General features: G+C 42.8%; 18 protein-coding genes and 1 pseudogene. 6 read left to right on the top strand and 13 right to left on the bottom strand.

Annotated elements, in window-relative coordinates; translation table 11 throughout:
* The first annotated feature begins 48 nt into the window (after positions 1-48).
* Complete coding sequence (gene focA, locus FKQ60_RS07700; RefSeq protein WP_004396353.1) at positions 49-1,503, top strand: formate transporter FocA; 1,455 nt, start codon at positions 49-51, stop codon at positions 1,501-1,503.
* A 112-nt stretch (positions 1,504-1,615) separates the two neighbouring features.
* Here focA and FKQ60_RS07695 read toward each other — a convergent pair whose 3' ends face one another.
* Together FKQ60_RS07695 and FKQ60_RS07690 are read right to left on the bottom strand one after the other, a co-directional pair.
* The gene (locus tag FKQ60_RS07695) at positions 1,616-2,179 is read right to left on the bottom strand and encodes a YceI family protein (RefSeq protein WP_004396355.1); all 564 of its coding nucleotides are present in this window, start codon (positions 2,177-2,179) and stop codon (positions 1,616-1,618) included.
* A complete protein-coding gene (locus FKQ60_RS07690) occupies positions 2,176-2,715 on the bottom strand; it encodes a cytochrome b (protein ID WP_170906272.1) in 540 nt (179 codons plus the stop codon). The genes FKQ60_RS07695 and FKQ60_RS07690 overlap by 4 nt, the downstream gene beginning before the upstream one ends.
* A gap of 520 nt (positions 2,716-3,235) precedes the next feature.
* Here FKQ60_RS07690 and FKQ60_RS07685 point away from each other — a divergent pair.
* Positions 3,236-3,871, top strand: a complete 636-nt coding sequence (locus tag FKQ60_RS07685) for a hypothetical protein (protein WP_154171071.1) — start codon at positions 3,236-3,238, stop codon at positions 3,869-3,871.
* Between the two features lie 56 nt (positions 3,872-3,927).
* On the opposite strand, the gene FKQ60_RS07680 is transcribed toward FKQ60_RS07685, so the two are convergent.
* From FKQ60_RS07680 to FKQ60_RS07660, 6 genes and pseudogenes are all read right to left on the bottom strand, one after another.
* A complete protein-coding gene (locus FKQ60_RS07680) occupies positions 3,928-4,314 on the bottom strand; it encodes a CBS domain-containing protein (protein WP_161426583.1) in 387 nt (128 codons plus the stop codon).
* A gap of 12 nt (positions 4,315-4,326) precedes the next feature.
* Positions 4,327-4,692 carry a transcriptional regulator gene (locus tag FKQ60_RS07675; RefSeq protein WP_154171072.1) on the bottom strand — a complete coding sequence of 122 codons (366 nt, stop codon included), beginning with the start codon at positions 4,690-4,692 and terminating at the stop codon, positions 4,327-4,329.
* A complete protein-coding gene (locus FKQ60_RS17480) occupies positions 4,689-5,414 on the bottom strand; it encodes a DUF1538 domain-containing protein (protein ID WP_224215239.1) in 726 nt (241 codons plus the stop codon). The genes FKQ60_RS07675 and FKQ60_RS17480 overlap by 4 nt, the downstream gene beginning before the upstream one ends.
* Before the next feature lie 84 nt (positions 5,415-5,498).
* Positions 5,499-6,176 (bottom strand): annotated as a pseudogene (locus FKQ60_RS17475) (DUF1538 domain-containing protein); the annotation flags it as partial.
* Between the two features lie 433 nt (positions 6,177-6,609).
* Positions 6,610-7,383: a 4Fe-4S cluster-binding domain-containing protein gene (locus tag FKQ60_RS07665; protein WP_170905260.1), complete on the bottom strand. Its 774-nt coding sequence runs from the start codon at positions 7,381-7,383 to the stop codon at positions 6,610-6,612.
* Complete coding sequence (locus FKQ60_RS07660; protein ID WP_249374182.1) at positions 7,383-8,906, bottom strand: YjjI family glycine radical enzyme; 1,524 nt, start codon at positions 8,904-8,906, stop codon at positions 7,383-7,385. Before FKQ60_RS07660 ends, FKQ60_RS07665 begins: the two co-directional genes overlap by 1 nt.
* 449 nt (positions 8,907-9,355) lie before the next feature.
* Here FKQ60_RS07660 and alr point away from each other — a divergent pair, with 449 nt between their 5' ends.
* Complete coding sequence (gene alr, locus FKQ60_RS07655) at positions 9,356-10,456, top strand: alanine racemase (RefSeq protein ID WP_170905261.1); 1,101 nt, start codon at positions 9,356-9,358, stop codon at positions 10,454-10,456.
* 182 nt (positions 10,457-10,638) lie between these two features.
* On the opposite strand, the gene FKQ60_RS07650 is transcribed toward alr, so the two are convergent.
* The gene (locus tag FKQ60_RS07650; RefSeq protein ID WP_170905262.1) at positions 10,639-11,814 is read right to left on the bottom strand and encodes a Gfo/Idh/MocA family oxidoreductase; all 1,176 of its coding nucleotides are present in this window, start codon (positions 11,812-11,814) and stop codon (positions 10,639-10,641) included.
* A gap of 152 nt (positions 11,815-11,966) precedes the next feature.
* On the bottom strand, positions 11,967-13,334 hold the full coding sequence (locus tag FKQ60_RS07645) for a GntP family permease (RefSeq protein WP_249374279.1): 1,368 nt from the start codon (positions 13,332-13,334) through the stop codon (positions 11,967-11,969).
* Between the two features lie 327 nt (positions 13,335-13,661).
* Between FKQ60_RS07645 and FKQ60_RS07640 the strand changes: the two genes are divergently transcribed.
* The 3 genes from FKQ60_RS07640 (at position 13,662) to FKQ60_RS07630 (ending at position 17,279) form a co-directional block, all read left to right on the top strand.
* Positions 13,662-14,834: an iron-containing alcohol dehydrogenase gene (locus tag FKQ60_RS07640; RefSeq protein ID WP_170906269.1), complete on the top strand. Its 1,173-nt coding sequence runs from the start codon at positions 13,662-13,664 to the stop codon at positions 14,832-14,834.
* A gap of 92 nt (positions 14,835-14,926) precedes the next feature.
* Positions 14,927-15,775 (top strand): diguanylate cyclase, encoded by an 849-nt coding sequence (locus FKQ60_RS07635; protein WP_238925702.1) that lies wholly within the window; start codon positions 14,927-14,929, stop codon positions 15,773-15,775.
* A 10-nt stretch (positions 15,776-15,785) separates the two neighbouring features.
* Positions 15,786-17,279 (top strand): methyl-accepting chemotaxis protein, encoded by a 1,494-nt coding sequence (locus tag FKQ60_RS07630; protein WP_154171079.1) that lies wholly within the window; start codon positions 15,786-15,788, stop codon positions 17,277-17,279.
* A gap of 112 nt (positions 17,280-17,391) precedes the next feature.
* Here the strand turns inward: FKQ60_RS07630 and FKQ60_RS07625 are convergent, their stop codons facing one another.
* From FKQ60_RS07625 to iolC, 3 genes are all read right to left on the bottom strand, one after another.
* Positions 17,392-18,903 carry a CoA-acylating methylmalonate-semialdehyde dehydrogenase gene (locus FKQ60_RS07625; RefSeq protein ID WP_170906268.1) on the bottom strand — a complete coding sequence of 504 codons (1,512 nt, stop codon included), beginning with the start codon at positions 18,901-18,903 and terminating at the stop codon, positions 17,392-17,394.
* Positions 18,904-19,257: 354 nt separating this feature from the next.
* Entirely contained in the window at positions 19,258-20,148 is an 891-nt protein-coding gene (gene iolE / locus FKQ60_RS07620) for a myo-inosose-2 dehydratase (RefSeq protein WP_170905503.1), read from the bottom strand.
* A 20-nt stretch (positions 20,149-20,168) separates the two neighbouring features.
* Positions 20,169-22,085: a 5-dehydro-2-deoxygluconokinase gene (iolC, locus tag FKQ60_RS07615; protein WP_170906267.1), complete on the bottom strand. Its 1,917-nt coding sequence runs from the start codon at positions 22,083-22,085 to the stop codon at positions 20,169-20,171.
* Positions 22,086-22,191 lie beyond the last annotated feature (106 nt).

The raw sequence follows: 22,191 nt of genomic DNA, 5'->3' as shown, positions 1-22,191 counted from the left end.
GTTTAATTTGTCAGGAGGTAATTATGAATGTGAGTCTGGAGAGCGCGTATGTCGACAGCCAACGCTGAAAATCAACACTATTTTTCACCCTATGAAATGATGGCTGAAGCGGAAAAGTTTGCTTTAAGTAAAGCGCAAAAAACCAGTGGACTGACGCTAAGTCTAGCGGTAATGGCTGGTGCGTTTATTGGTTTGGCTTTTTTGTTTTACATTACTGTGACCACAGGGAGTGAGAGTGCTGGCTGGGGATTGAGTCGTCTCGCTGGTGGCCTTGCTTTTAGTATGGGGCTAATACTGATTGTCATTTGTGGTGGTGAGTTATTCACCAGCTCAGTGCTATCAAGCATTTCATGGGCCAATAAACAGATAAGCTTTAGCAAGATGCTCGCTATCTGGGGCAAAGTATACGTGGGCAATTTTATTGGTGCGATGTTCCTACTTTTGTTGGTCGCTGCTGCGGGCTTGTATCAATTAGATAACGGTCAATGGGGGCTTAATGCGCTAAATATCGCTCAACATAAACTGCACCATACGGCCGTTCAAGCTTTCGCCTTAGGGGTGCTTTGTAACCTTTTGGTGTGTTTAGCCATCTGGTTAACTTTTAGTTCAGCCAATGCGATGACTAAAGCCGCGATGACAATATTGCCAGTAGCGATGTTTGTCTCCAGTGGCTTTGAGCACTGTGTTGCCAATATGTTCATGATCCCTCTTGGTATTGTGATTCATACCTTTGCTCCAGAAAGTTTCTGGATACAGGTCGGCAGCACTCCCGCTCAGTACGCCGACCTCAATATCTCTGCTTTTATTACGGCCAATCTTATCCCTGTCACTTTAGGAAATATTGTCGGCGGTGCTGTTCTGGTTGGCTTAGCAAATTGGTCAATTTATCGTCGTCCACATTTAAAAGCCGCTCATGTGAGCACAATAACAAAAACTACCCCTCTTCAGTCGGTTAAGGAAACTACTATGAAAAACGCAATCATCGTTCAAGATATGATGGATAAAAAAGCCATTACTCTCAGTGCAGAGACACCTGTACCCTTCGCTATCGATACTCTGTTGGATAATTATCTTACCGCCGCCCCTGTCGTCGATCGTCAAGGTCGTTTGATCGGTATGTTCTCAGCTCACGATGTGATGGTCGAGCTATGGTGCCAAGACTATTTACCGAATGCAGAACAAAAAGTTGTTGATTTAATGACTCGTGATGTCATTGCTATTAATGCGAGTGATAGTTTAGTTGATGTGGCGGAGTTCTTTTGCATCGATAAAGAGCAACTTTTCCCAACGACCAGTATGGGTATTGCCACTCGATTTAATGCGTTGTCAGTTGAAGAGCGGGCAAAAAGTATGAAAGTCAGTAAACCCCATGTGCTGCCAGTTTTGGACAAAGGGCAATTTGTCGGTGTTCTGAATCGCAATCATGTGTTGGCCGAGCTACGTGCGATTTATGGTGAACGAGTGACGGCGGTTAAAACAGAAAAAGAGTTAGCAAGAGCCTAAACAGCGACTCATCATTATCGGCCGATACACACGATAAATGATAGGCAAAAAAATTCCCTGATAATTCAGGGAATTTTCTATTTAATCAATCGAACAGAATGACATCGACCAACTATTTCTTGATGCCTTCAACATGCAGTTCCATGTCAACGTAACTTGATGGGCCAACCACTTTAATCGCAAAGTCTTTTAATTCTAGACGAGTCGTACCCATGAATCCGGCACGCTGTCCACCCCAAGGATCCGTACCTGCACCAATAAACTGAGCATCGATAGTAATTGGTTTAGTATGACCATGCAGAGTAAGATCACCAGTAATCGCTAAGTTACCATCGCCTTTATCCACCACCTGAGTACTGGTAAATGTCGCGGTAGAAAATTGCGAGGCATTGATAAAATCTGCACTGCGGATATGGCGATCTCGCTCTGCATGATTAGAATCGAGACTGCGTGTATCAACATTTACCGTAACTTTTGAAGCTGCAATATTCTCAGGATCATAAGAAAACTCACCATTAAAGGTATTAAAGCGACCTTTAATATAACTAAAACCTAAATGGTTTACTTTAAAGTTGATAGAAGCATGAGCTCCTTGAGTATCAATTACATAGTCAGCAGCGTTAGCACTAAAAGGTAATGCCAAAGCGAACGCTAATCCAAGTAAGCTCTTTTTCATTTTTTTGCTCCTGTCATTTTACGTAGGGTATTGTCTTTATCGATAAAGTGATGTTTCAATGCCGCGAGTGCATGAATCGAGACCATGATGATCAGAAACCAAGCGGCATAAAAATGAACATCACCAGAGATATCCGTCTGTCTTGGAAATAAACTACCAAGGCTAGGTACAGTGAACCAATCGAACACCGAGATGCCTCGTCCATCGGCGGTAGAAATTAAGTAACCAGAAATAAAGATCACGGCTAAATTCACATAGATAAGCTTATGAACAATGTTGGCAGCGATACGCTCAAATGGTTTACCTTCCACGGAGGGTGACGGCGTCACTAACTTCCAAATAAAACGAAATAAGGTTAACCCTGCCAGTAATATACCTATCGATTTGTGCCAATACGGGACAGTGTGATACCACTGGCTGTAGTAGGATAAATCGACCATCCATAGACCCGCTGCAAACATACCAATAACGACAATAGCGGATAGCCAATGAATAATTTGCAGCGGTCGATTGTAATGTGTCACTTGGGTCTTCATAGGATTTCTCTTTGTAAAAGTGCCGAGTTGATACATCTTGATAACAGAGTATTTACCATTTGTACCGCTCTGGATAGACAAGGCAATTGATGATGTTGTTCAATTTATTTGAAGAAACTTTTCTATGCCATGTTTCACATGGTGTGACTGACACCGAAAACTAATTATTGTTTAATTTCAAATAGTTAATTAAATTGACAGATATGCACTTCAACTTAAGTGGTAACATTATGAAACATATTGCCTTGATATGTTCTCGCTTGACTCAGAAAAATGAAAAGAAAAATGTATGCTATAGCACACTCTACACTGCTTTCAGTTGCCAAGCTCATCGCGATTGATTCATCATGTCACTAGCGATGGTGCTCTTTTAGTCAAAGCCAACTGATTGACCATCCACCATTATTTATTGGGTGGTATATGTGTGAAGGTTAACTTTTTCGAGAGTAATGGGATTTGAATTTTAGGAAGCGATTAAAGTGGGATCGTTTAAATACATTTTGCTAAGGAGTACATCGCCTTGCTGTTGGATATAGTGACGCAAAGTGTCAATGAGTTTCAAGCCGATTGTCTAAAGCTATGTGAAAAGCACTACCCTACTATTCATAATCAAGGAATGAGTCAACATCACCTCAGCCAAGCTTTTGCTCGGCGACTAGCGCGCACGTTAACTGAATTTGGTCATACCTGTGAATACATGCCGTTAGACTTTATGCCCAACAATGAACTTCCTTATCATTTTAGAGTGAGTAGTGATGTAGGGACGGTGTGGATATTAACGCAACATATGGTCAGTGCGGGGAAAACGTGCCGCGCAAAATTATTGCGCGATATTTGTGCTTGGAAACAAGAATACGCTTATGCCATTCAACCCAATGATCTATTACTCTTGCTCACCGATCATTGGATAAGTCGCAGCCAAAAAAGTCGTGAGTTGTTGCATTGGTGGACAGGACGATTGCCCGATGAACTGGCTGACTATCATGCACAAGGCATCACCCTCTATGAAAGTGAATCACAACTGCTACAAACGTTAGAGTCCACTTTTACCATGACCCCCTGCTATATTAAGTATGGTCACCCTCTTAAGCGCTCTAAAAACCAACAGCTCGTACGTAAATATATTCAGCTTTATGCGGTGTTACAAGGTGCCTAGTCTACGATACGCTACGGCCTAGGTCTCCACCTAAGCCGCTGATCGTCGTGATAATATTAATCGATGCGGGCAAGTAAGGCATCCATGATATCATCCATCGACACAAACCCGAGCAGTTGATTATCATTTAAAACCAGTAGACGTTTAATATGTTGTTGAGTCATCAGCGCCGCAACATGTTTTAACGCGAGATTTTCACCAACCGAGATCGCCGGTTTAGCGCATACGTCATAGACATTCAATAAATCAATATCACCACCTTCAGCAATCACTGTTTTGACAATATCGGTATAAGTGATTAAACCAAACGCATCATTGGCATTTTGCTGTTCAACGACCAGAGATTTTAAATGATGTTTTTTCATCAACATCATGGCTTCACGTAATTTGGCAAACGGCGATATAGTGACAACGTCACGAATCATAACGTCTTTTACTAACATAGGGTTTTATCCTTATAAAGTGTCTTTTAACTGCTGTTGGAACAGCTGCTGTTCAAATTTATCCAGTTGATTGAGGTCAATCCCTGCTAGATGTTCTAATCCAATCGTAAAAGCAATGCCTCTTGAATCTTCTTCACTTGGACGTAACAGTACTTGCAATGATTTCAGCACTTGTAAAGAGAGAGACTTCTCGAGCACCATGAGCAAAACAGATTGACTGCCATCGTAGGTTAAGCCAAAAAACGTCTTTCTGGTCTCATTGCTGATGCCTCGACCTGCTAATACGGTAATACCACCTGCGCCTTGCTCACGAGCGGTATCAATCGCTTCTTGCTCGAATTCTTCGGGGACGATGGCAACTAATACGGAAAACTTCATGATTTCACCTTTGAAAATTGAAAATACCATTGTGTGAAAATGGCGTAGAGCATAACTGTAACAATAGGAAAAATAGAGGCGAAGGCAATCAGACCAAAGCCATCAATTAGGACATTTCGACCTTCGATATGAGTCGCTAAACCAATACCGAGAGCCGTGATTAAAGGTACCGTAACCTCGGAGGTCGTCACCCCACCAAGATCATAGGCTAACGCGATGATGTACTTCGGTGCCAACATCGTCAAAATAATCACTAAGGTATAACCCGCCATAATAAAATAGTGCATCGAACCACCAATAATGATGCGATGTACACCAATCGCGATTCCAGTCGCGACCCCAAACGCCACCAATATTCTGATCGTATTACCTTTAACTTTACCTGCCGCCGCTTCTTCAGCTTGTTGTCCTACGGCAAGCAAGGCAGGTTCAGCCATGGTAGTAGCAAAACCTATCATAAAAGCAAATAGATAAATGTAGAATAATTGATCTCGGCCGATAAGTTGTTCCGCCATTGCGCTACCAATCGGAAATAGACCTAATTTTAAACCGACAACAAAGGCATACAGTCCAACGATAACTAATGAAAAACCAAAGATAATCTGTTTAGGATTACTTAATCGTCGACGTAAAATAATGTACTGAAAGAATAAGATAGTGATGATTATCGGTAATACATCCCTAACCATACTCGCCAGTTCAAGCAGTGGCGTAACCCACATAGGCAGTTGATTCGTTGTTTCGTCACCGAGTATTGTCAGAACATCATGTACCTCTGGCTGCGAATAAACATAAATGCCATACAACTGTACACTGATCATTGGAACCATTACCGCTAACGCAACTAGACCAAACCCATCAATCAGTGGATTTCGCCCACGAATAGAGCTGGCAAGACCAATCCCCATTGCCGCAATCAAAGGAACGGTGACAATATTGGTGGTAACGCCCCCCGAATCATAAGCAAGCCCAACGATTTCTTCTGGAGCAAAATAGGTAATGGTCACAACCAGCAAATAACCAATAATCATAAACCAATGTAAGGGATATCCCATGATGGTACGAAAGACACCCAGCGCAATAACGAAACCAACCGACGTTGCAACCAATAAGCGTAAGGTAAGCCCATCAATGCGTCCTTCACTAATGATTTGTGCCTGTTCTGCTACCGCAATCAGTGCCGGTTCAGCAACCACGGCAGAAAATCCCATCGCAAAACCAAAACCCAGTAAAATAGGGATCGAGCCGCGCCGTGCAAATTGGTTAGCCAAGCTTTTTCCGACAGGGAAGATACTTAACTCTAACCCTTGTAGAAATAGAGCCACACCAACTGCTACTACCAACAAACCAAATGTCATCGTCCACACATCGTCCGGAACTTGACGTAAGATCACGAGCTGAAAGAAAAGCACGACAGCAACAATCGGTAATAAATTTTTTAATGCATGCAAAAGCGCATGATAAAAATCCTTGATAAATAACATCATTATTCCTGTTTTACGTGAAGAGAGTCCATTGTGCTGTCAAAACGGACAATAATTAGCCGCTGTTATTTGAAAAATACATATTAAACAATACACTACATCGGCAAGAAGTAGATAATTAATTATATAAAACGATGAGAAAAAACATAATGTTATTCAAAAATAGCGTTGATTTTTTGTTAACTCACGCAAAAATAATGCTCAACAAATAGAGAAAAATGGCCTTAGTAAAATATGGTTACTCTATTTCACATTTCGTAACGAGCGTAGCCATTCAAGCAGGAAGAAGACAGCTAACAAGAAAAGAAAAAGCTAGGTCTTTTACACCTAGCTTTTGTGATATTAAGCCTACTGACATTGTTAGATATTAATTTGCAGACGAAATCATAACCACCACTAATCAATTGTACAACCGCTATTTACCTCAAGATTACTAGGAAAGTGCATCATCAGTAAGTTTTGCCATTAAACGGCTCACTTGCTCCGGGGTGGCCGCAGACCACGATTTAGCGATGCCAGAAACACCATGATTGGCAAAAGCATTAACACGTAGTTGAAAAGCCGCCCCCTGAGCTGACTGTAACTGTTGTAACTGATTTAAATATTGCGCTAATGACTCGCTATATAGGTCATAGTCTGTTTTATCGGGAATGAGTAATAAACGAACTTCATTTAGTTTGCCATGCTCAGCCAGAAAGTGTAACGACCGTTTAACGGGCACATTGCTATGCCCAGTTAATTGATAATGACACCTTTCATGCCATGCTTTTAAATCGATCATTGCCCCGTCCATCCAAGGCAACAAGCTTTGCCAGTGCTTGAGCGAAAGACTGCCATTACTATCGAGTAAGCAAGTTAATGACGATAGCTCTGGGGTGGTTTTCACCGCTTTGAATAGCTCGCGAACAAATTTGATTTGTAAACTCGCCTCACCACCACTGAGAGTAATACCAGTAATGAAGTGTCGCCGCTGCCTGATCTGCTCAACAGCGTCAAACACAGTCATCGCTTGAGAATCTTCACTACAGCGAGCAATCGTTTGCGGATTATGACAAGCCGGGCAGCGATAATTACAGCCTTGGAGAAAAAACACCAAGCGGTTGCCGGGCCCATCAACCACAGAATAAGGCAGCAATCGAGCAACTTGCCCCGTTATTGAGCGTTGGATCGTTATCTCATCATTATCCGAAATCACTGTGGTCGGCATTACTCACCTGCAATAAATTCATGACTCACCACTCTTGGTGCTCGTTGAGTGACTTTTGTTTCGGTGCACGCTTCAGCGCCAAGCGCCGTTGTATTCGTGCGAGAGCCTTGTTGATAATACGCTTCTAAGTCCGATTTTTTTACCATATAGCCAGTAATTCTCACTAAATCATTTCCGTGAGTATTAGCCGTGAACTCCCTCATTCCATGAGCGAAAGCGCCTAAGCAGAGATCGGTTAACGCCTGAGGATTGGCTTTAATGGTTTCGTCTAGAGTTAAAATCTCACTGACTCCAGAAGGATAGTAAGCGTGCTGCGGTGCTAAGGCTAATAAATGGCTAACCGGATCTGGCTCTTGACCATAACGAATTCGAATTCCTGGTGTGGTCTGCGTATCAATGGATAGCCCACCTTGCGAATGCAGTAAAGCTCGATTGGCTAAGCCATAAGTGACTGGCGTTTTAGTGACAATGTCACTTAAAGTTTGGCTGATCGTTAATGCGAGTTGGTTAGCCGCAGGGTCGCGCCCATATTCTGCCTTACCCGATAATAAATGATTGACCGCTTCGGCCATGCCATAAACACCAAACATTGGCGCAAAGCGAGCTTCTTCAATCAGCCCTTCTGTGACTAAAAAGCCTTGAAAAAAGTTGGATTGTTGATGTAAAAAACGACAACGCTGCTCAATCAACTCATACATCAAGTGGCAATAATAAGGCAGCGTATGATTTAAGAACGTATCGATATTTTGTGCTTGTTCAGCAACGGCTTTAAGATTCAAGCGTACCAAGGTATTTGCACCGCCACGAACAGGCAAGGCGTTATAACAACTGACAATGCCGAAACTAGGTTGCACATTTTGCTCAACAAAGAAGGCTTGATGTAAAGGCCAATTCGCTATATGTGGTTTACTGCAGTGGATAATATTATCCGTTGCTTGACGAAGTAAGCTGTTTGGCGTGCGCTGTGGGTCGTACATGAGTGTTAAATTAGGAGCAACTTGTTGTAATTCAGCATCGATTTTTAACACCATGCGACAAACACGATTATCCTCTGGGCCAATATTCGCATGCATAAAGGCATCGGGAAGCGTTCTATCTAATTGAATCCAAAAACGTTTTAAGGAACGGTAAAGATGCTCGTCAGTCACATCATCGCAATAAGGTAGCAACAGTTGATCAAGGTAGCCCAAGAATACCGGCATATTGGTCACTGAGGGTACATGATGATACAACACCATTAATTTCATTAATGCATCATCAAAATCTTCTGCAGGGGTTAACTCTAAATAGCGCGAACCTTGAGTTAGAAAGCGTTGATAATCGGGTAAGACATAACGAGGTTTAAACGGTGCATGGCCCTCATACATATCACAAATAATGCCTTGCTCCATCGCCTCAATTAATTCTGGGCTGCGAGAGACATAAGGTAAACTGGCTTCTGCTTGAGCCGCTAAGGCAAACGTTTTTTGTTTCGGATTTAAGATTGGATTGGTCACAATAGAGAAAAGATCATCGGTCATCATCGTATCCACATCGTTTACTCATCAATAACCTTATGCTACCAATGGTTTTATTAGTGGGAAAGCGGAATCAAGACACAGACCATTACGATGGCTCAAAGTATGAACTGCAGCACGTATTAACTATTTTTAAAACAAAAACTTATACGATAGAGATGGTTTACTTACCCCCTTTCAGAAACCCATTCCCCGATTAGCTATCTTTATATAACCAAAATCAAACATTCTGTTTTTATCTTAAAGCCAGTATTTTTAATTGAAAATCACCTTGAGAAAGGTACAGCGTTCTTCCCAAGCAAAAACAAACAACATTTTATACAACATTATTAGCAAGATCACGGCCAATGAAACCACAAAAGACTAACAAACCATACAAACTTGCTACATAATAACCAAAAGTTGACCGTTATCTCTGATGTAGAGAGACGAATTTCGAGTACATAGGATGTTGTATGAAAACCGCTCAGGCCTCAATAGACTTAATCGCACTTCGCCATAACTATTTACGTTTAAAGTCACTCTCTGGACAGCAAAAACTGATTGCTGTCATCAAAGGAGATGCCTATGGTCATGGTGCCGTCCAGTTGGCAAAAGCGCTCCCAATGGCAGATTGGTTTGCCGTAGCACGAATCGAAGAAGCAGAAGAGCTTATCGTTAATGGGATTGATCAACCAATCCTGCTACTGGAAGGCTGTTTCTGTGCTGACGATTTACAACGTGCCGCCGACCTCAAGCTCGCAACTGTCATTCATTGTGAAGAGCAATTACGAGATTTAGAACAAAGTAACTTGGCTAACCCTATCAGCATTTGGTTGAAAATTGATACTGGAATGCATCGGCTTGGAGTTCAGCCAGAACAAGTGACAGAATATGTACAGCGCATTGAACGAAGCGGAAAACTTAAAGGTCAACTCGGTTTTATGAGCCATTTTAGCTGTGCCGACGATCTTTCTCATCCTGCAACACTGAAACAAATCGAGTGTTTTTCACAAGCGGCGTTTCCGTATTCCGGCCCGAAAAGTTTGGCTAACTCGGCAGGTATTTTATTTTGGCCAGAATCACAGTTCAATGTCGCCAGAGCAGGGATAGCTTTGTACGGCATTTCCCCTAGCCTTTATCATTCGGGAATAGATCACCAATTACTGCCAGTAATGACCGTCACCACACGTTTGATTGCTGTTCGTCAACATACCGCGAATCAACCTGTCGGCTATGGTGAAACTTGGTATGCAAAACGAGATACGAAAATCGGCGTTATCGCGATGGGCTATGGTGATGGTTATCCACGCTCTGCCCCAGCAGGTACGCCAGTATTTATTAATGGCCGCCAAGTGCCAATTGTCGGGCGAGTATCCATGGACATGATAACCGTAGATCTTGGGCCTGATGCGATGGATAAAGTGGGTGATAGCGTAGAAATATGGGGAAAAAACTTACCAGTAGAAACGGTAGCCAAGCATATTGGTACCATCCCTTATGAATTAACGATTAAATTAACCAATCGCGTAGCTCGTCATTATATGGATAAAGTTCCGAATTTTTGTATTGCATAACATGATGTCAATAATGATAGCATATGCAGTGACGGCAGCTAGAATCCACTGCCGTCAGCTATTTGGATATAAAACTCCTAAAACAACTTACTGACTTTCAAGCCCTACTGTTTAGTAGAATAATAAAAAATGTTATCGTTCGAAGCCCGAAGATTCGAATTGATAGAATTACTTACCCTATATTAATCAAAGTATACCCATGTAGATTTATTATCCGCTGACTCCACACATTTTTCACAGAATTTCACGCCACTGATTCCAGCCTCAATTCCAGGATACCAGATGGCTTGGGCCGCTTGCTTATCATCACAATCAATGGCATTCATCACTAAAGCAAAGCGATGATAAAGATTTGACCATGATTCAAAATAGCCTTCGGCATGCCCACTCCCTATTCGATTAGCAGCCACTCCTGCCACATCTTTATATAAGTAGTCCATATCTCTGTCTAAAATCCGAATTGGTTCTCCCTGAACTTCATAACGTAATTGATTTGGATGCTCATCCCACCACTCTATCGAGGCTTTTTCTCCGACAATTCGAATTCTTTGTTGATGCATCGAACCTGAATTAACCGCTGAAGCCCAAAGTGTGCCGACCGCCCCACCATCAAACTCCATCATTACATGCGCATTATCTTCTAAAGGTGCACGTGATTGAATGAAACTTTGACGCATGCAAGAGAGACGTTTCACTTTAAGTCCTGTGATCATTTCACATAAATAAAATGCATGAGTACCAATATCTCCAATCACATACGTTGGCCCAGAGACTTCTGGACTCACTCGCCATTTCAAACTGGGATTATCTTTTTCATGTTCAACATTATGAAAGCCGTGCGCAAACTGCATAGTAACCACCCGTATTTCACCAAGGTCTCCCCTTTCAACCATTTCACGCGCCTGATGAACCATCGGAAAACCGGTATAACCATACATCACACCGAGCACGCGATCTTTAGTCTTTGCAATAGACTTCAGTTCTTCCGCCTCTTTGCTAGTAAAGGTAATGGGCTTTTCACACACGACATGCAATCCTGCTTGTAGTGCCGCTTTACAAATTTCATAGTGTGTTGCATTCGGTGTCGCAATCGATACGGCTTGAATGCCATCTTCTCTCTTTGCTTCCTGTTCAAATAATACGGGATAAGAGGAGTAACAACGTTCAGGATCTAGACCGATGTTCTTTCCAAAATCTTGACAACGTTGAACGTCTAAATCAAAAGCGCCTGCCACTAAAGTAAACAGACCATCTCGCACAGCTGCATTACGGTGGGAATATCCGATTTGACTGCCACGACCGCCTCCAACCATACCCCAACGAATAGGATGTTTGAATTGCTGTTCTTCATTAAACATGTGTTGTTTCTCCTAGTTATTGGGGGTTATCCCAACAGATAGTTTGATATGCTCTATGGTCGAATAATTGAGTTAATGAAATGTACATTCCTAAATTTGTAATCGAGTACCCCTTCATTCGGTTCATTTTCCCTATTTGAACTCAACGTTCATTACACCACGCCAAACGTCGCAAATATCAGCACCACTCCCGTAGCAACAATGGGAATCGCTAATGTACAAACAAAAATATCTTTATAAGAATCTCGATGTGTCATGCCACAAATGCTAAGTAATGTAATGACCGCGCCATTATGAGGTAATGAGTCCAACCCGCCGCAGGCAATCGAAGCAATCCGATGTAACGCGTCTAGGCTGATCCCTAAATTTGACGCTTGTTGAATATAAATATCACCGAGTGCATCCAAAGCAATGCTTAGCCCACCAGAAGCAGAACCGGTAATTCCAGCCAGTAAACTGGTGGATATGGCAAATGACAGTAGCGGGGAGCCTGGAATGGACAAAATCATCTCTTTAATCGAATCAAATGAAGATAATGATTTGATCACATTACCAAAACCCACCGCAGCTGCCGTATTCATAATGGGCATAATGGCACTCTCTCCACCGTCATTAATCGCCTCTCGTGCATGAGCAATCTGTTTTCGAAAAAGAATCAGTGCGACGACAATCGCGGTCGTTAACGCGATGATCAGGCTCCACATCCCTTTCACTTTTTGGAGCGTTGAACCGTAATCAGACAGGTAATGGGCTTCAATATTGGGGTAATAAAACGTGACCAACAAAAAATTAAGCATCAGTACAATAACGATTGGGATAAATGCCCGTCGTGGAGAAGGTAAAGTGTCTGATTCCTCACTATCGTCAACGTCGATACCAAGGTGATGTCCATAGCCTTCACCATTCGCACGGGCAACCGCTTCTCTTCTTTTCAGCCACAACATGCCTAATCCAAACATCGTGCTCGCGCCAATTAAACCGAGCATGGAAGCGGCATAGGCCGTCGTACCAAAAAATGGCATAGCAATCGTATTTTGAATCTGTGATGAGCCTGGTAATGCTGTCATCGTAAAGGTAAACGATCCTAAAGCGATGGTTCCTGGAATTAACCGCTTGGGAACATTACTATCCCGAAAAATTTGCGCCGCAATAGGATAGACCGCAAACACCACCACAAACATGGAGACGCCCCCATACGTCAACACCGACACGGCAAGCACCACCGCTAAAATGGCATTATTTGCTCCAACCCTTGATGTGATAACCTGCGCAATCGTTTTTGCTGCACCAGAAACATCCATAATTTTGCCAAAGACGGCTCCCAATAAAAAAGCTGGAAAATAGAGCTTTACGTACTGGGCAGCACTCAACATAAAAACTTCAGTATAACTGGCCATCAAAGGGGTTCCCGACGAAAAAATTGCAGCGAATAAGGCAAGAATCGGGGCTAGCCATATCACAGACATACCTCGATAGGCTAAGTACATTAGCATCACTAACGACAGAATAATTCCAACCATTCCAAGCTCCACGAGAGACTTCTCCTTGCTATCCAGATTTGGTGACTGGCAAAAGTTAACTTTTCAAAACCAACACAAATTGAATCATTCATTTCATAGTTTGGGAAGGTTTATTTATGTAACAATGTTCACATTTTACTAAAATCTCGACATAAAAAATAAAAAAAACAATTACTTATTAGTAAGATAAGGATTTTCCATTTCCAGTTTTATGGTCAGCGACTTTTTAGAATATATTTTTCAATTAATTTATTTAAGAAATAAAATTTTCAATGATAGTATGATTTGGTTACTATTTTTCAACTTTGAAAAACTGAGGAATCAATCATGAGCACAAGTATCGTATTACCCAGAATCATGCATATAGGGAAAGGGGCGTCCATGAAGGTGGCGGAGGTGATGAAAACTCTCCATGTTCATTCCCCTCTCATCGTGACAGATAAAATGATGGTTAAGCTAGGTTATGCCGAGCGAGTACAACAAAGGTTACGCTGTGACGGTATCGAAAGTACGGTTTACTCAGATACTGTGCCAGAGCCAACGGTTAGCTCTATTCAAGCCGGTGTGGATTTAGTGCAAAAAAGTCATTTTGATTCAATCATTGCAATTGGCGGTGGTAGTCCAATTGATAGCGCAAAAGCAATCTCAATTGTGGGTAAATTGGGTGGACAAGTCAGTGACTACCGATTTCCAAACGATGTGGCTGAAAATGGGCTACCGATTATTGCGATTCCAACCACCGCAGGAACGGGTTCAGAAGTGACACGAGTGACGGTGATTACTGATGACACCAATGATGAAAAGATGCTCTGTATGGGGCTTGGGTTTATGCCAATGGCCGCATTAATCGACTTTGAATTGACGTTGTCGTTACCCCCCAGAGTGACCGCAGATTGTGGACTAGATGCCCTAACTCATGCTATCGAGGCGTATGTTAGTAAAAAGGCTAACCCTTTTACGGATGCTCAAGTTCTCTCAGCAATAGAAATGATCGGAACCCATATCCGTCAAGCTTATCATGAGCCACAGAACGTACTTGCACGCTCAGCAATGATGTTAGGCGCAACACTGGCTGGTATTGCGTTTTCTAATGCCTCTGTCGCTTTAGTTCACGGCATGAGCCGACCTATTGGGGCTTTTTTTCATGTCCCGCACGGGTTATCCAACGCCATGTTATTGCCTGTTATTACGGAATATTCTATTCCTGCAGCAAAAGAACGTTATGCAGACTGTGCACGAGCAATGGGAGTGGCACTGCTTTCTGATCATCATTCCGTCGCCTGCCAAAAATTGGTTGCGGAGCTACGGCTGTTGAATCAACACCTTAACGTTCCCTCTCCCTCCTCTTATGGCATTGAAAAAGAAAAGTTTTTCGACTTGCTCCCCACAATGGCTCAGCAAGCATTCAATTCCGGTTCACCGCTAAATAATCCCAAAGTTCCAACGATTGAGGAAATGATAGAACTCTACCGAAAAGTATGGGCGGATGGAGAAAGATAAGTCTATTCGCTGTATTTCAATCACTTGAAGTTGTCGCTATAGCAACTTCAAGTAACAAAAGCTCGTGGAATGGTCGACTAAATGGAGAGATCATGAAAATAAAAAATATATTTATCCTCGTTGCAGTGTTCTTCAGTGTTCACTGCACTGCGGCACAAACGATAACGGTAAATAAAGTCGAAGGAGAAAAAGAACAACTGGCATTTAATATATTGCAATTAGTGTTAGCTAAAAGCTCTCCTGACGTAATCATTAAGCAAATTGATCAAAATTATAATGAAACACGGCTCACTGAGGAAATTCAAGCCAATAATATTGATGTGATGTGGGCCGGCGCTTCATCGGAAAGGGATGAAAAGTTACTTGCTATTCGAATACCGATATTTAAAGGGCTTATGGGGCATCGACTTTTTATTATTAGATCGGGAGATCAAGCTAAATTCTCACAAATAAAAAATCTATCACAACTCAGAGCATTAAAAGCCGGTCAAGCTACTTTTTGGGGAGATACACAAGTCATTAAACAAGCGAATTTGCCCATCGTCACCACGATCAAATACAACAATCTTTTTCCAATGCTAGAAGGAGGACGGTACGACTATTTTCCCCGCGGTGTTCTTGAGCCTTGGGAAGAGGTCGCCCAACATACTCAACTCAATTTGGCTGTTGAAAAAGATTTGATGCTTATTTATCCCTTTGCTTTATATTTTTATGTCAGTAGAGACAATCAACCCTTATATAATCAAATATATCAAGGATTTATATCAGCTATCGATGATGGGAGTTTTGATTCGTTATTTTTCAATCATCCTCTTATCAAAGACACTCTTGCTAAAGCCAATCTAGGGCAACGAACCATCTTACGGATCGATAACCCTTATATGCATCCAGACACCCCATATGAGAACAAAAAGTTCTGGCTAGATATCAACCAGTTATAGGGAATCCATTATGAACTCTATTAAATATAAATCCATGCTGCTTTTGATCATTATTTCATTAGTGGTTATGGCTGCCGTTTTCTCTGGTAGCTATTTTTTTGCAAGAGAATACTTAACCAATCAGTTGGAACAAGATATTAATGACACGAATAAAACATTATCGGTCGTTTTAAAAGAACCTATCTTTTCATATGATAACCATTTAATTGATAATATTACAAAATCTTTTGTTAATTATCCCTACCTCTATCAAATCAAGGCATTTGATCATCGTAATAATATCATTGGAGAAGCAAAATCTGATCGGCCGATACCATCCTCTTCTGATTTAAAATCCTTTACCTTAAACATATTATGGGAAGATGGGCAAAAAATAGGATCGTTAGTGATTGATTATCGTCTTGATGCCAATAATGCGATTTTAAATACCATAAAGAAAATGTTCATGCTCATTGCGGTTTTGTTATTATTCTCCCTACAACTCATTAATTGGGGCGTATTATCAAAATTAGTGATAACACCACTTAACCAAGTCACAGCAGCACTGTCAAAAATCGCCCAAGGTGAAGGTGATTTAACCCGCAGGCTAACGATTCGTCATCACGATGAGGTTGGCCAATTAGCGAGTGAATTCAATACGTTTATTTCAAACCTTCATGCTTTGGTAACTCGTATCATCTCTTCCACGAACGAACTTGCTTTATGTGCTGAAAAAATCCGTGCTAACAGTGAACAAAATAGCCATGAGACTCAGCAACAATTAAGAGAGATCGAACAAGTTGCCACGGCGCTGAATGAAATGGCTTCAGCCTCACACGAAGTTTCCCATAATGCGAATAATACAGCGGATAAAACAAGAAGTTGTAATGTTCTTGCTGAGCAAGGAAATGAGGTCGTGAAACAGACCGTACTGGCTATTCATAAACTTGGCGATGAGATTAATTCCACCTCTGAGACCGTCTCTGAACTGAAAGAAAAAAGTGATTACATCAGCACCGTATTAGAAGTGATTAAAGGAGTAGCAGATCAAACCAATTTACTGGCGCTCAATGCCGCTATTGAAGCCGCCCGAGCTGGAGAACAAGGCCGTGGATTTGCGGTCGTTGCGGATGAAGTTCGAGCTCTTGCGTTGCGAACCCACCACTCTACAGAGGAAATCGAACATATCATTCACGATCTTCAAACCAGTTCAGAAAATGCCAATACTCAAATGAATGCGACAAGTCTTACCTTAAGCCAAACGGTCTCTGAGTCCGAACAAACCACACTCGCACTCAACAACATTATTAAACACATAAACGATATTAATGATATGAATACCCAAATAGCGACGGCGACCGAAGAACAAAATACCGTCGCCAATGATATCAGTGAAAAAATCAACATCATTAATGATAGCACCACTTCAGTCACGAATAATGTTGCAGGTGTACGCGTGTTAAGTGAACAGTTAGATGAAATTTGCCAACACATACGTGAGGATTTAAATAAATTTAAAGTGTAACGGTTCAACAAGACAAATAGTCAAAAAACCGTTTACCCTTTCTATAGATCCATAGAGTAAAAAAGCGCCTCCGGCATAGCAGGAGGCGCTTTTTTGTATAGAGAAAAATCGATCAATCCATAGTGGGCATCGAGAAAGAGCTGGCATGTTGCTCTAACCGAACACTTGTAGGCCAACGGCTGGTGACGGTTTTCATGCGGGTATAAAAACGCACCCCATCTTGACCATGGACATTGAGCGGCCCAAATATTGAGCGCTTCCAACCACCAAAACTGTGGAACGCCATAGGGACTGGAATCGGGACATTGATACCAACCATGCCAGTATGGACCTCTTCACTAAATTGACGAGCCGTTTCACCATCGCGGGTAAAGATGGCTGAGCCATTGCCGTATTCATGGCGATTAATCAATGCTAACGCGGTTTGATAATTCTCAACCCGTACCACACACAACACTGGGCCAAAAATTTCTTCTTGATACACGGTCATCTCGGGTGAAACATGATCAATTAACGTTGGACCAACAAAATAGCCGGCTTCATACCCCTCAACGGAACAATCTCGGCCATCGGTAATTAAGGTCGCTCCCTGATCCTGTCCCGATTGAATATAGTCACATATTTTTTGTTTATGCTGCGCTGAGATAACTGGCCCCATATCATTTTCAGTGCCATCGACCATCCCTGGGCCCACTCGCATGGTGGCGATTTTCTGTTGTAGCCGCTCAATGAGTTGATCAGCCGTTTCATCACCAACAACCACGGCGACAGAAAGCGCCATACAACGCTCTCCAGCAGCCCCAAAAGCTGCGCCTATAATCGCATTGGTTGCCATATCAATATCGGCATCTGGCATCAAAATGCAGTGATTTTTAGCGCCCCCTAATGCTTGGCAACGCTTACCATGAGCAGAAGCGGTACTGTAGATATATTCCGCAATCGGGGTAGAACCAACAAAGCTGACCGCTTGAATTCTCGGATCAGTAAGCAGTACATCGACCGCTTCTTTGTCCCCATTCACAACATTAAACACCCCATCAGGTAAGCCCGCTTCGGTGAGCAGCTCCGCCAGAATTAACGCTGTACTCGGATCTTTCTCTGACGGCTTTAAAATAAAGGTATTACCCGTTGCCAAAGCAATGGGAAACATCCACATTGGCACCATCGCTGGGAAGTTAAACGGGGTGATGCCAGCGCAAACACCGAGTGGCTGCATTAAAGAATGGCTATCAACATGCGTCCCCACGTTGGCAGAGTGTTCTCCTTTTTGCAGATGAGGAATACCACAGGCGAACTCAACCACTTCAAGCCCTCGAGTCACTTCCCCCACCGCATCAGAATAAACTTTACCATGCTCATTGGAGATGACTCGAGCCAATCTATCCATATTCTGCTCCAGTAACGCTTTAAACTGAAACATAACTCGCGCACGTTTTAACGGGCTGGTTTTCGCCCATGAGGCAAACGCTTTTTCCGCCGCTTTGATCGCCTCTTCCACTTCTTCCTTTTGGCTTAATTGGACCTGTCGGGTTTGCTCACCTGTTGCAGGGTTATAGATTGCAGAAAATCGTTCACTCTGGCTTGCTTTGTGTTGACCATTAATAAAATTCAGCACCGTTTCCATCGTATTCTCCTTCGGCTGTCTTGACTGGAACATCATTATTATTTTGCTGTCACTACGTATTCCGTACTGCTTGAACCGTTCTAACAATACCACTCTTTATACAGAATAAATATTTCACTTTCAATGCAAGTTTAGTTGTTTTGTTTCATTTTGTACGAGATATTTTCTAAATTTTGGCCGGAATCACCCAATTTACCGAATTTAAATGAAATCTTAATTTCATTTAACACACATAAAACCAAGGAACGCTGCTGACCATTCTGGCTTTTGTTGGCTAGAATGGTGGGATAAAAAAAGCGCCTAAAAAGGCGCTATCAGGAATAAGAGGTTAGCGATTTACTCAAAGAATTGGCGCTATAAAAGCCCAGCTTCTTTGGCAAATTTATATAAGTTGTTATAGCCCAATGTGGCATAAGTCAACGGGTGAGCAATCGCAGGATCTTGCTCAGCTTCAACCACAAGCCAGCCCGTATAATTGACCTCTTTCAACACATGAAATACCGCAGGGTAATCAATACAACCATCACCCGGTACGGTGTAAACGCCTTCTAGAACAGAATCCAAGAAGCTTAATTTGCGATTTTTCACATCGGCAAGTACGTCTTTTCGAATGTCTTTGCAATGCACATGGTTAATTCGCTCAGCCCAGCACTGCGCGACTTTTACCGGATCTTCACCAGCAAACGTCAAATGCCCAGTGTCTAATAGTAAGCCAACTTCAGGGCCTGTGTGCTTCATCAAGTTATCGATATCTTGCGCGGTTTCAATCACCGTTCCCATATGATGGTGGTAAGCGATCTGGACACCTTGACTTTGTGTGTATTGAGCAAACTCTGTTAGCTTACGGCCATACTCTTCCCAACGATCAGCGGGAAACAGTGGGCGTAAGTGAACGGGTGTCTCTTTTGCACCATGAATACAATTCGTCACTTCACAGGCGACCATCACTGTTGCGCCAAGTTCACGCAATAAGGTCAGGTGTTCTTGTACCGCTTCAATTTCCTCTTCCACACTACGAGTCAAGAGTTCCATGGAATACCAGCCAGAGACCAGTTTCAGATCATGGCTAGCGAGAATTGGGCCTAACACACTCGCCTGACGTGGAAATTTATTCCCCAGCTCAAAGCCTGCAAACCCCGCTTGTTTTCCTTCGCTTAAACAGGTTTCTAGCGATGTTTCGGCTCCCAGTGTTGGCATATCGTCATTGGTCCACGTGAGTGGGTTAATACCTAGTTGAACACTCATCAAAAGTCTCCTTTATTGCACTATTTTTCGCCGCGTTGACGCCATAGTGTGATTAAGTTGTGATAATTTTCTTTCACGGTATGAATCAGAGTTTGGTCATCCATTTGACCGGCTAACCACGCACGTGAGGGCTCTCCAAATAACGTGCGACCAACAGCAAACCCTTTCACGATGTTTTGTCCTGCTGTTTGTGAAAAACCATGCTGTAATTCTGCTTGCGGAGCATCTAAGCCCAAAATAACGACTCCTCGACAGTAAGCATCTCGTTCTTCAATCAACGTCGAGATCGCCTGCCAGCTCGCTTTATCTAATGGAGGAAGCTTCCACCAATCTGGCTTTATGCCTAGGTTATAAAAGCGTTTCATCGCTCGTAGATAGAGGGCATCTTTTTTTTCGATGCCTGCGGGTAAAATCACTTCGAGTAACAGCTCATGCCCAGATTGGCAACAGGCTTGATACACTTCTTGAATTTGATGTTCTTGTTGTAAACGCATCGTGTGATCATCTTCTGGGTTAAAGAACACCAGACATTTCACGATATGCTCAAGCGGCCAACTGACGAGTTGTGAGCCAATGTTGCCATGCTCCAGTTCCAGCGGGCGTGATCCCGGTAATTCAATAGGACGTGCAATCCACCATCCCTGTCCAGTAATGGCATTTAATACATCTTGACCAAAGGAGCTATCACACAATAACCCGGCTTGTCCTTTTTCCAGCCCAGCTTCAACGGCGACTTCTCGGCTGGCTTGTAGAATCAGTTTCTTCAGTGGCTTAATACGAGCGATGTCTGCCCCAACTTGCCGCGCCATATCAACAAATTGAATTCGGTGATCAAACGCCATCACGCAGAGCTCATCTCGTGTTGGAGATTTTCGCGTGGTGACACGATGGAGATGATTAAGCTCACTATCGAGATCAGGACGCTTCACTTGCTGAGCCCGTAGTAAGTAATTGTCCAGCTCGGCTTTCGTTGGCATTGCCGGAGCGCAACCATGGCGAGAAACCACTAACGCGCCACAAGCATTGGCATAAGCACACGCTTTTTCCCAACCTTCACCATTTAAGTAGCCACGCAATAAGCCCGACATAAAGGCATCGCCTGCTCCTAATACGTTCAACACATCCACTCGAACGCCATAAACGGTGATTCCTTGATCAAGAGTTTCGGGAATAACATCCGTAAATACGGAGCAACCTAACGCCCCTCGTTTACACACCAACTCAGCCTGAGAAACTTCACGAACGGCTTTTAACGCTTGAATGGTATCAGTTGAACCGCCGCAGATATGAAACTCTTCTTCAGTCCCGACTATCACGTCAAAAAGACCTAATACCTCTTGCAGTTGATCGGTAACTTTTTCTGATTCAATAAAACGAGTTTCACCATCGCCTAAAGAGGTGAGCCCCCATAACACCGGTCGGTAATCAATATCTAAGGCAGTTTTAACACCATTGCGACGAGCATATTTCAATGCCGTCAACACCGCTTCTCGTGTTTTAGGGTGAGAAAGATGCGTTCCGGTGATTGCCAAACAACGTGCAGAGGCAATGTACTCTTCACTGAAATCTTCCTTGCTGATCGCCATATCAGCGCAGTTTTCACGATAGAAAATCAGTGGGAAGGTTTCTTCATCTTTAATACCGAGGATCACAAGCCCGGTTAGCCGATCTTTATCTGTCAGTAAATGGCTGGTGTCACAGCCAACTCGTTGTAACTCTTCACGTAAAAAGCGGCCCATATGTTCATCACCAACACGTGCCAGCATGGAGGATTTTAGCCCTTGTACTGCGGTACCATAAGCCACGTTACCCGATGAGCCACCCAAATATTTACTAAAAGAGCTCATATCTTCTAAGCGGGCACCGATTTGCTGTCCATAGAGATCAACCGCAATTCGTCCCATGCAAATCACATCTAAATTCTTTTCTGTACTCACCGTTCGCTCCTTAAGTACCTCTGTGCTAAACAAGTCCTCTTTTCCCTTAGGGGGATAGACCGTTCTTGCCGTGTTACACTCTATTGCACAATCATTTCACAACACC

The sequence above is a fragment of the Vibrio sp. A11 genome (assembly GCF_013048705.1).
In the GTDB taxonomy this organism is placed as follows: domain Bacteria; phylum Pseudomonadota; class Gammaproteobacteria; order Enterobacterales; family Vibrionaceae; genus Vibrio; species Vibrio metschnikovii.
The sequence above is the reverse complement of the archived record's forward strand: the minus strand, read 5'-3'. Positions and strand labels throughout refer to the sequence as shown.

Bases quoted from the DNA above. Each gene is read 5' to 3' on its own strand.
- focA (WP_004396353.1), top strand. From the start codon at position 49: ATGTCGACAGCCAACGCTGAAAATCAACACTATTTTTCACCCTATGAA.
- FKQ60_RS07695 (WP_004396355.1), bottom strand. From the start codon at position 2,179: ATGAAAAAGAGCTTACTTGGATTAGCGTTCGCTTTGGCATTACCTTTT.
- FKQ60_RS07690 (WP_170906272.1), bottom strand. From the start codon at position 2,715: ATGAAGACCCAAGTGACACATTACAATCGACCGCTGCAAATTATTCAT.
- FKQ60_RS07680 (WP_161426583.1), bottom strand. From the start codon at position 4,314: ATGTTAGTAAAAGACGTTATGATTCGTGACGTTGTCACTATATCGCCG.
- FKQ60_RS07675 (WP_154171072.1), bottom strand. From the start codon at position 4,692: ATGAAGTTTTCCGTATTAGTTGCCATCGTCCCCGAAGAATTCGAGCAA.
- FKQ60_RS17480 (WP_224215239.1), bottom strand. From the start codon at position 5,414: ATGTGGGTTACGCCACTGCTTGAACTGGCGAGTATGGTTAGGGATGTA.
- FKQ60_RS07665 (WP_170905260.1), bottom strand. From the start codon at position 7,383: ATGCCGACCACAGTGATTTCGGATAATGATGAGATAACGATCCAACGC.
- FKQ60_RS07660 (WP_249374182.1), bottom strand. From the start codon at position 8,906: ATGATGACCGATGATCTTTTCTCTATTGTGACCAATCCAATCTTAAAT.
- alr (WP_170905261.1), top strand. From the start codon at position 9,356: ATGAAAACCGCTCAGGCCTCAATAGACTTAATCGCACTTCGCCATAAC.
- FKQ60_RS07650 (WP_170905262.1), bottom strand. From the start codon at position 11,814: ATGTTTAATGAAGAACAGCAATTCAAACATCCTATTCGTTGGGGTATG.
- FKQ60_RS07645 (WP_249374279.1), bottom strand. From the start codon at position 13,334: ATGGTTGGAATTATTCTGTCGTTAGTGATGCTAATGTACTTAGCCTAT.
- FKQ60_RS07640 (WP_170906269.1), top strand. From the start codon at position 13,662: ATGAGCACAAGTATCGTATTACCCAGAATCATGCATATAGGGAAAGGG.
- FKQ60_RS07635 (WP_238925702.1), top strand. From the start codon at position 14,927: ATGAAAATAAAAAATATATTTATCCTCGTTGCAGTGTTCTTCAGTGTT.
- FKQ60_RS07630 (WP_154171079.1), top strand. From the start codon at position 15,786: ATGAACTCTATTAAATATAAATCCATGCTGCTTTTGATCATTATTTCA.
- FKQ60_RS07625 (WP_170906268.1), bottom strand. From the start codon at position 18,903: ATGGAAACGGTGCTGAATTTTATTAATGGTCAACACAAAGCAAGCCAG.
- iolE (WP_170905503.1), bottom strand. From the start codon at position 20,148: ATGAGTGTTCAACTAGGTATTAACCCACTCACGTGGACCAATGACGAT.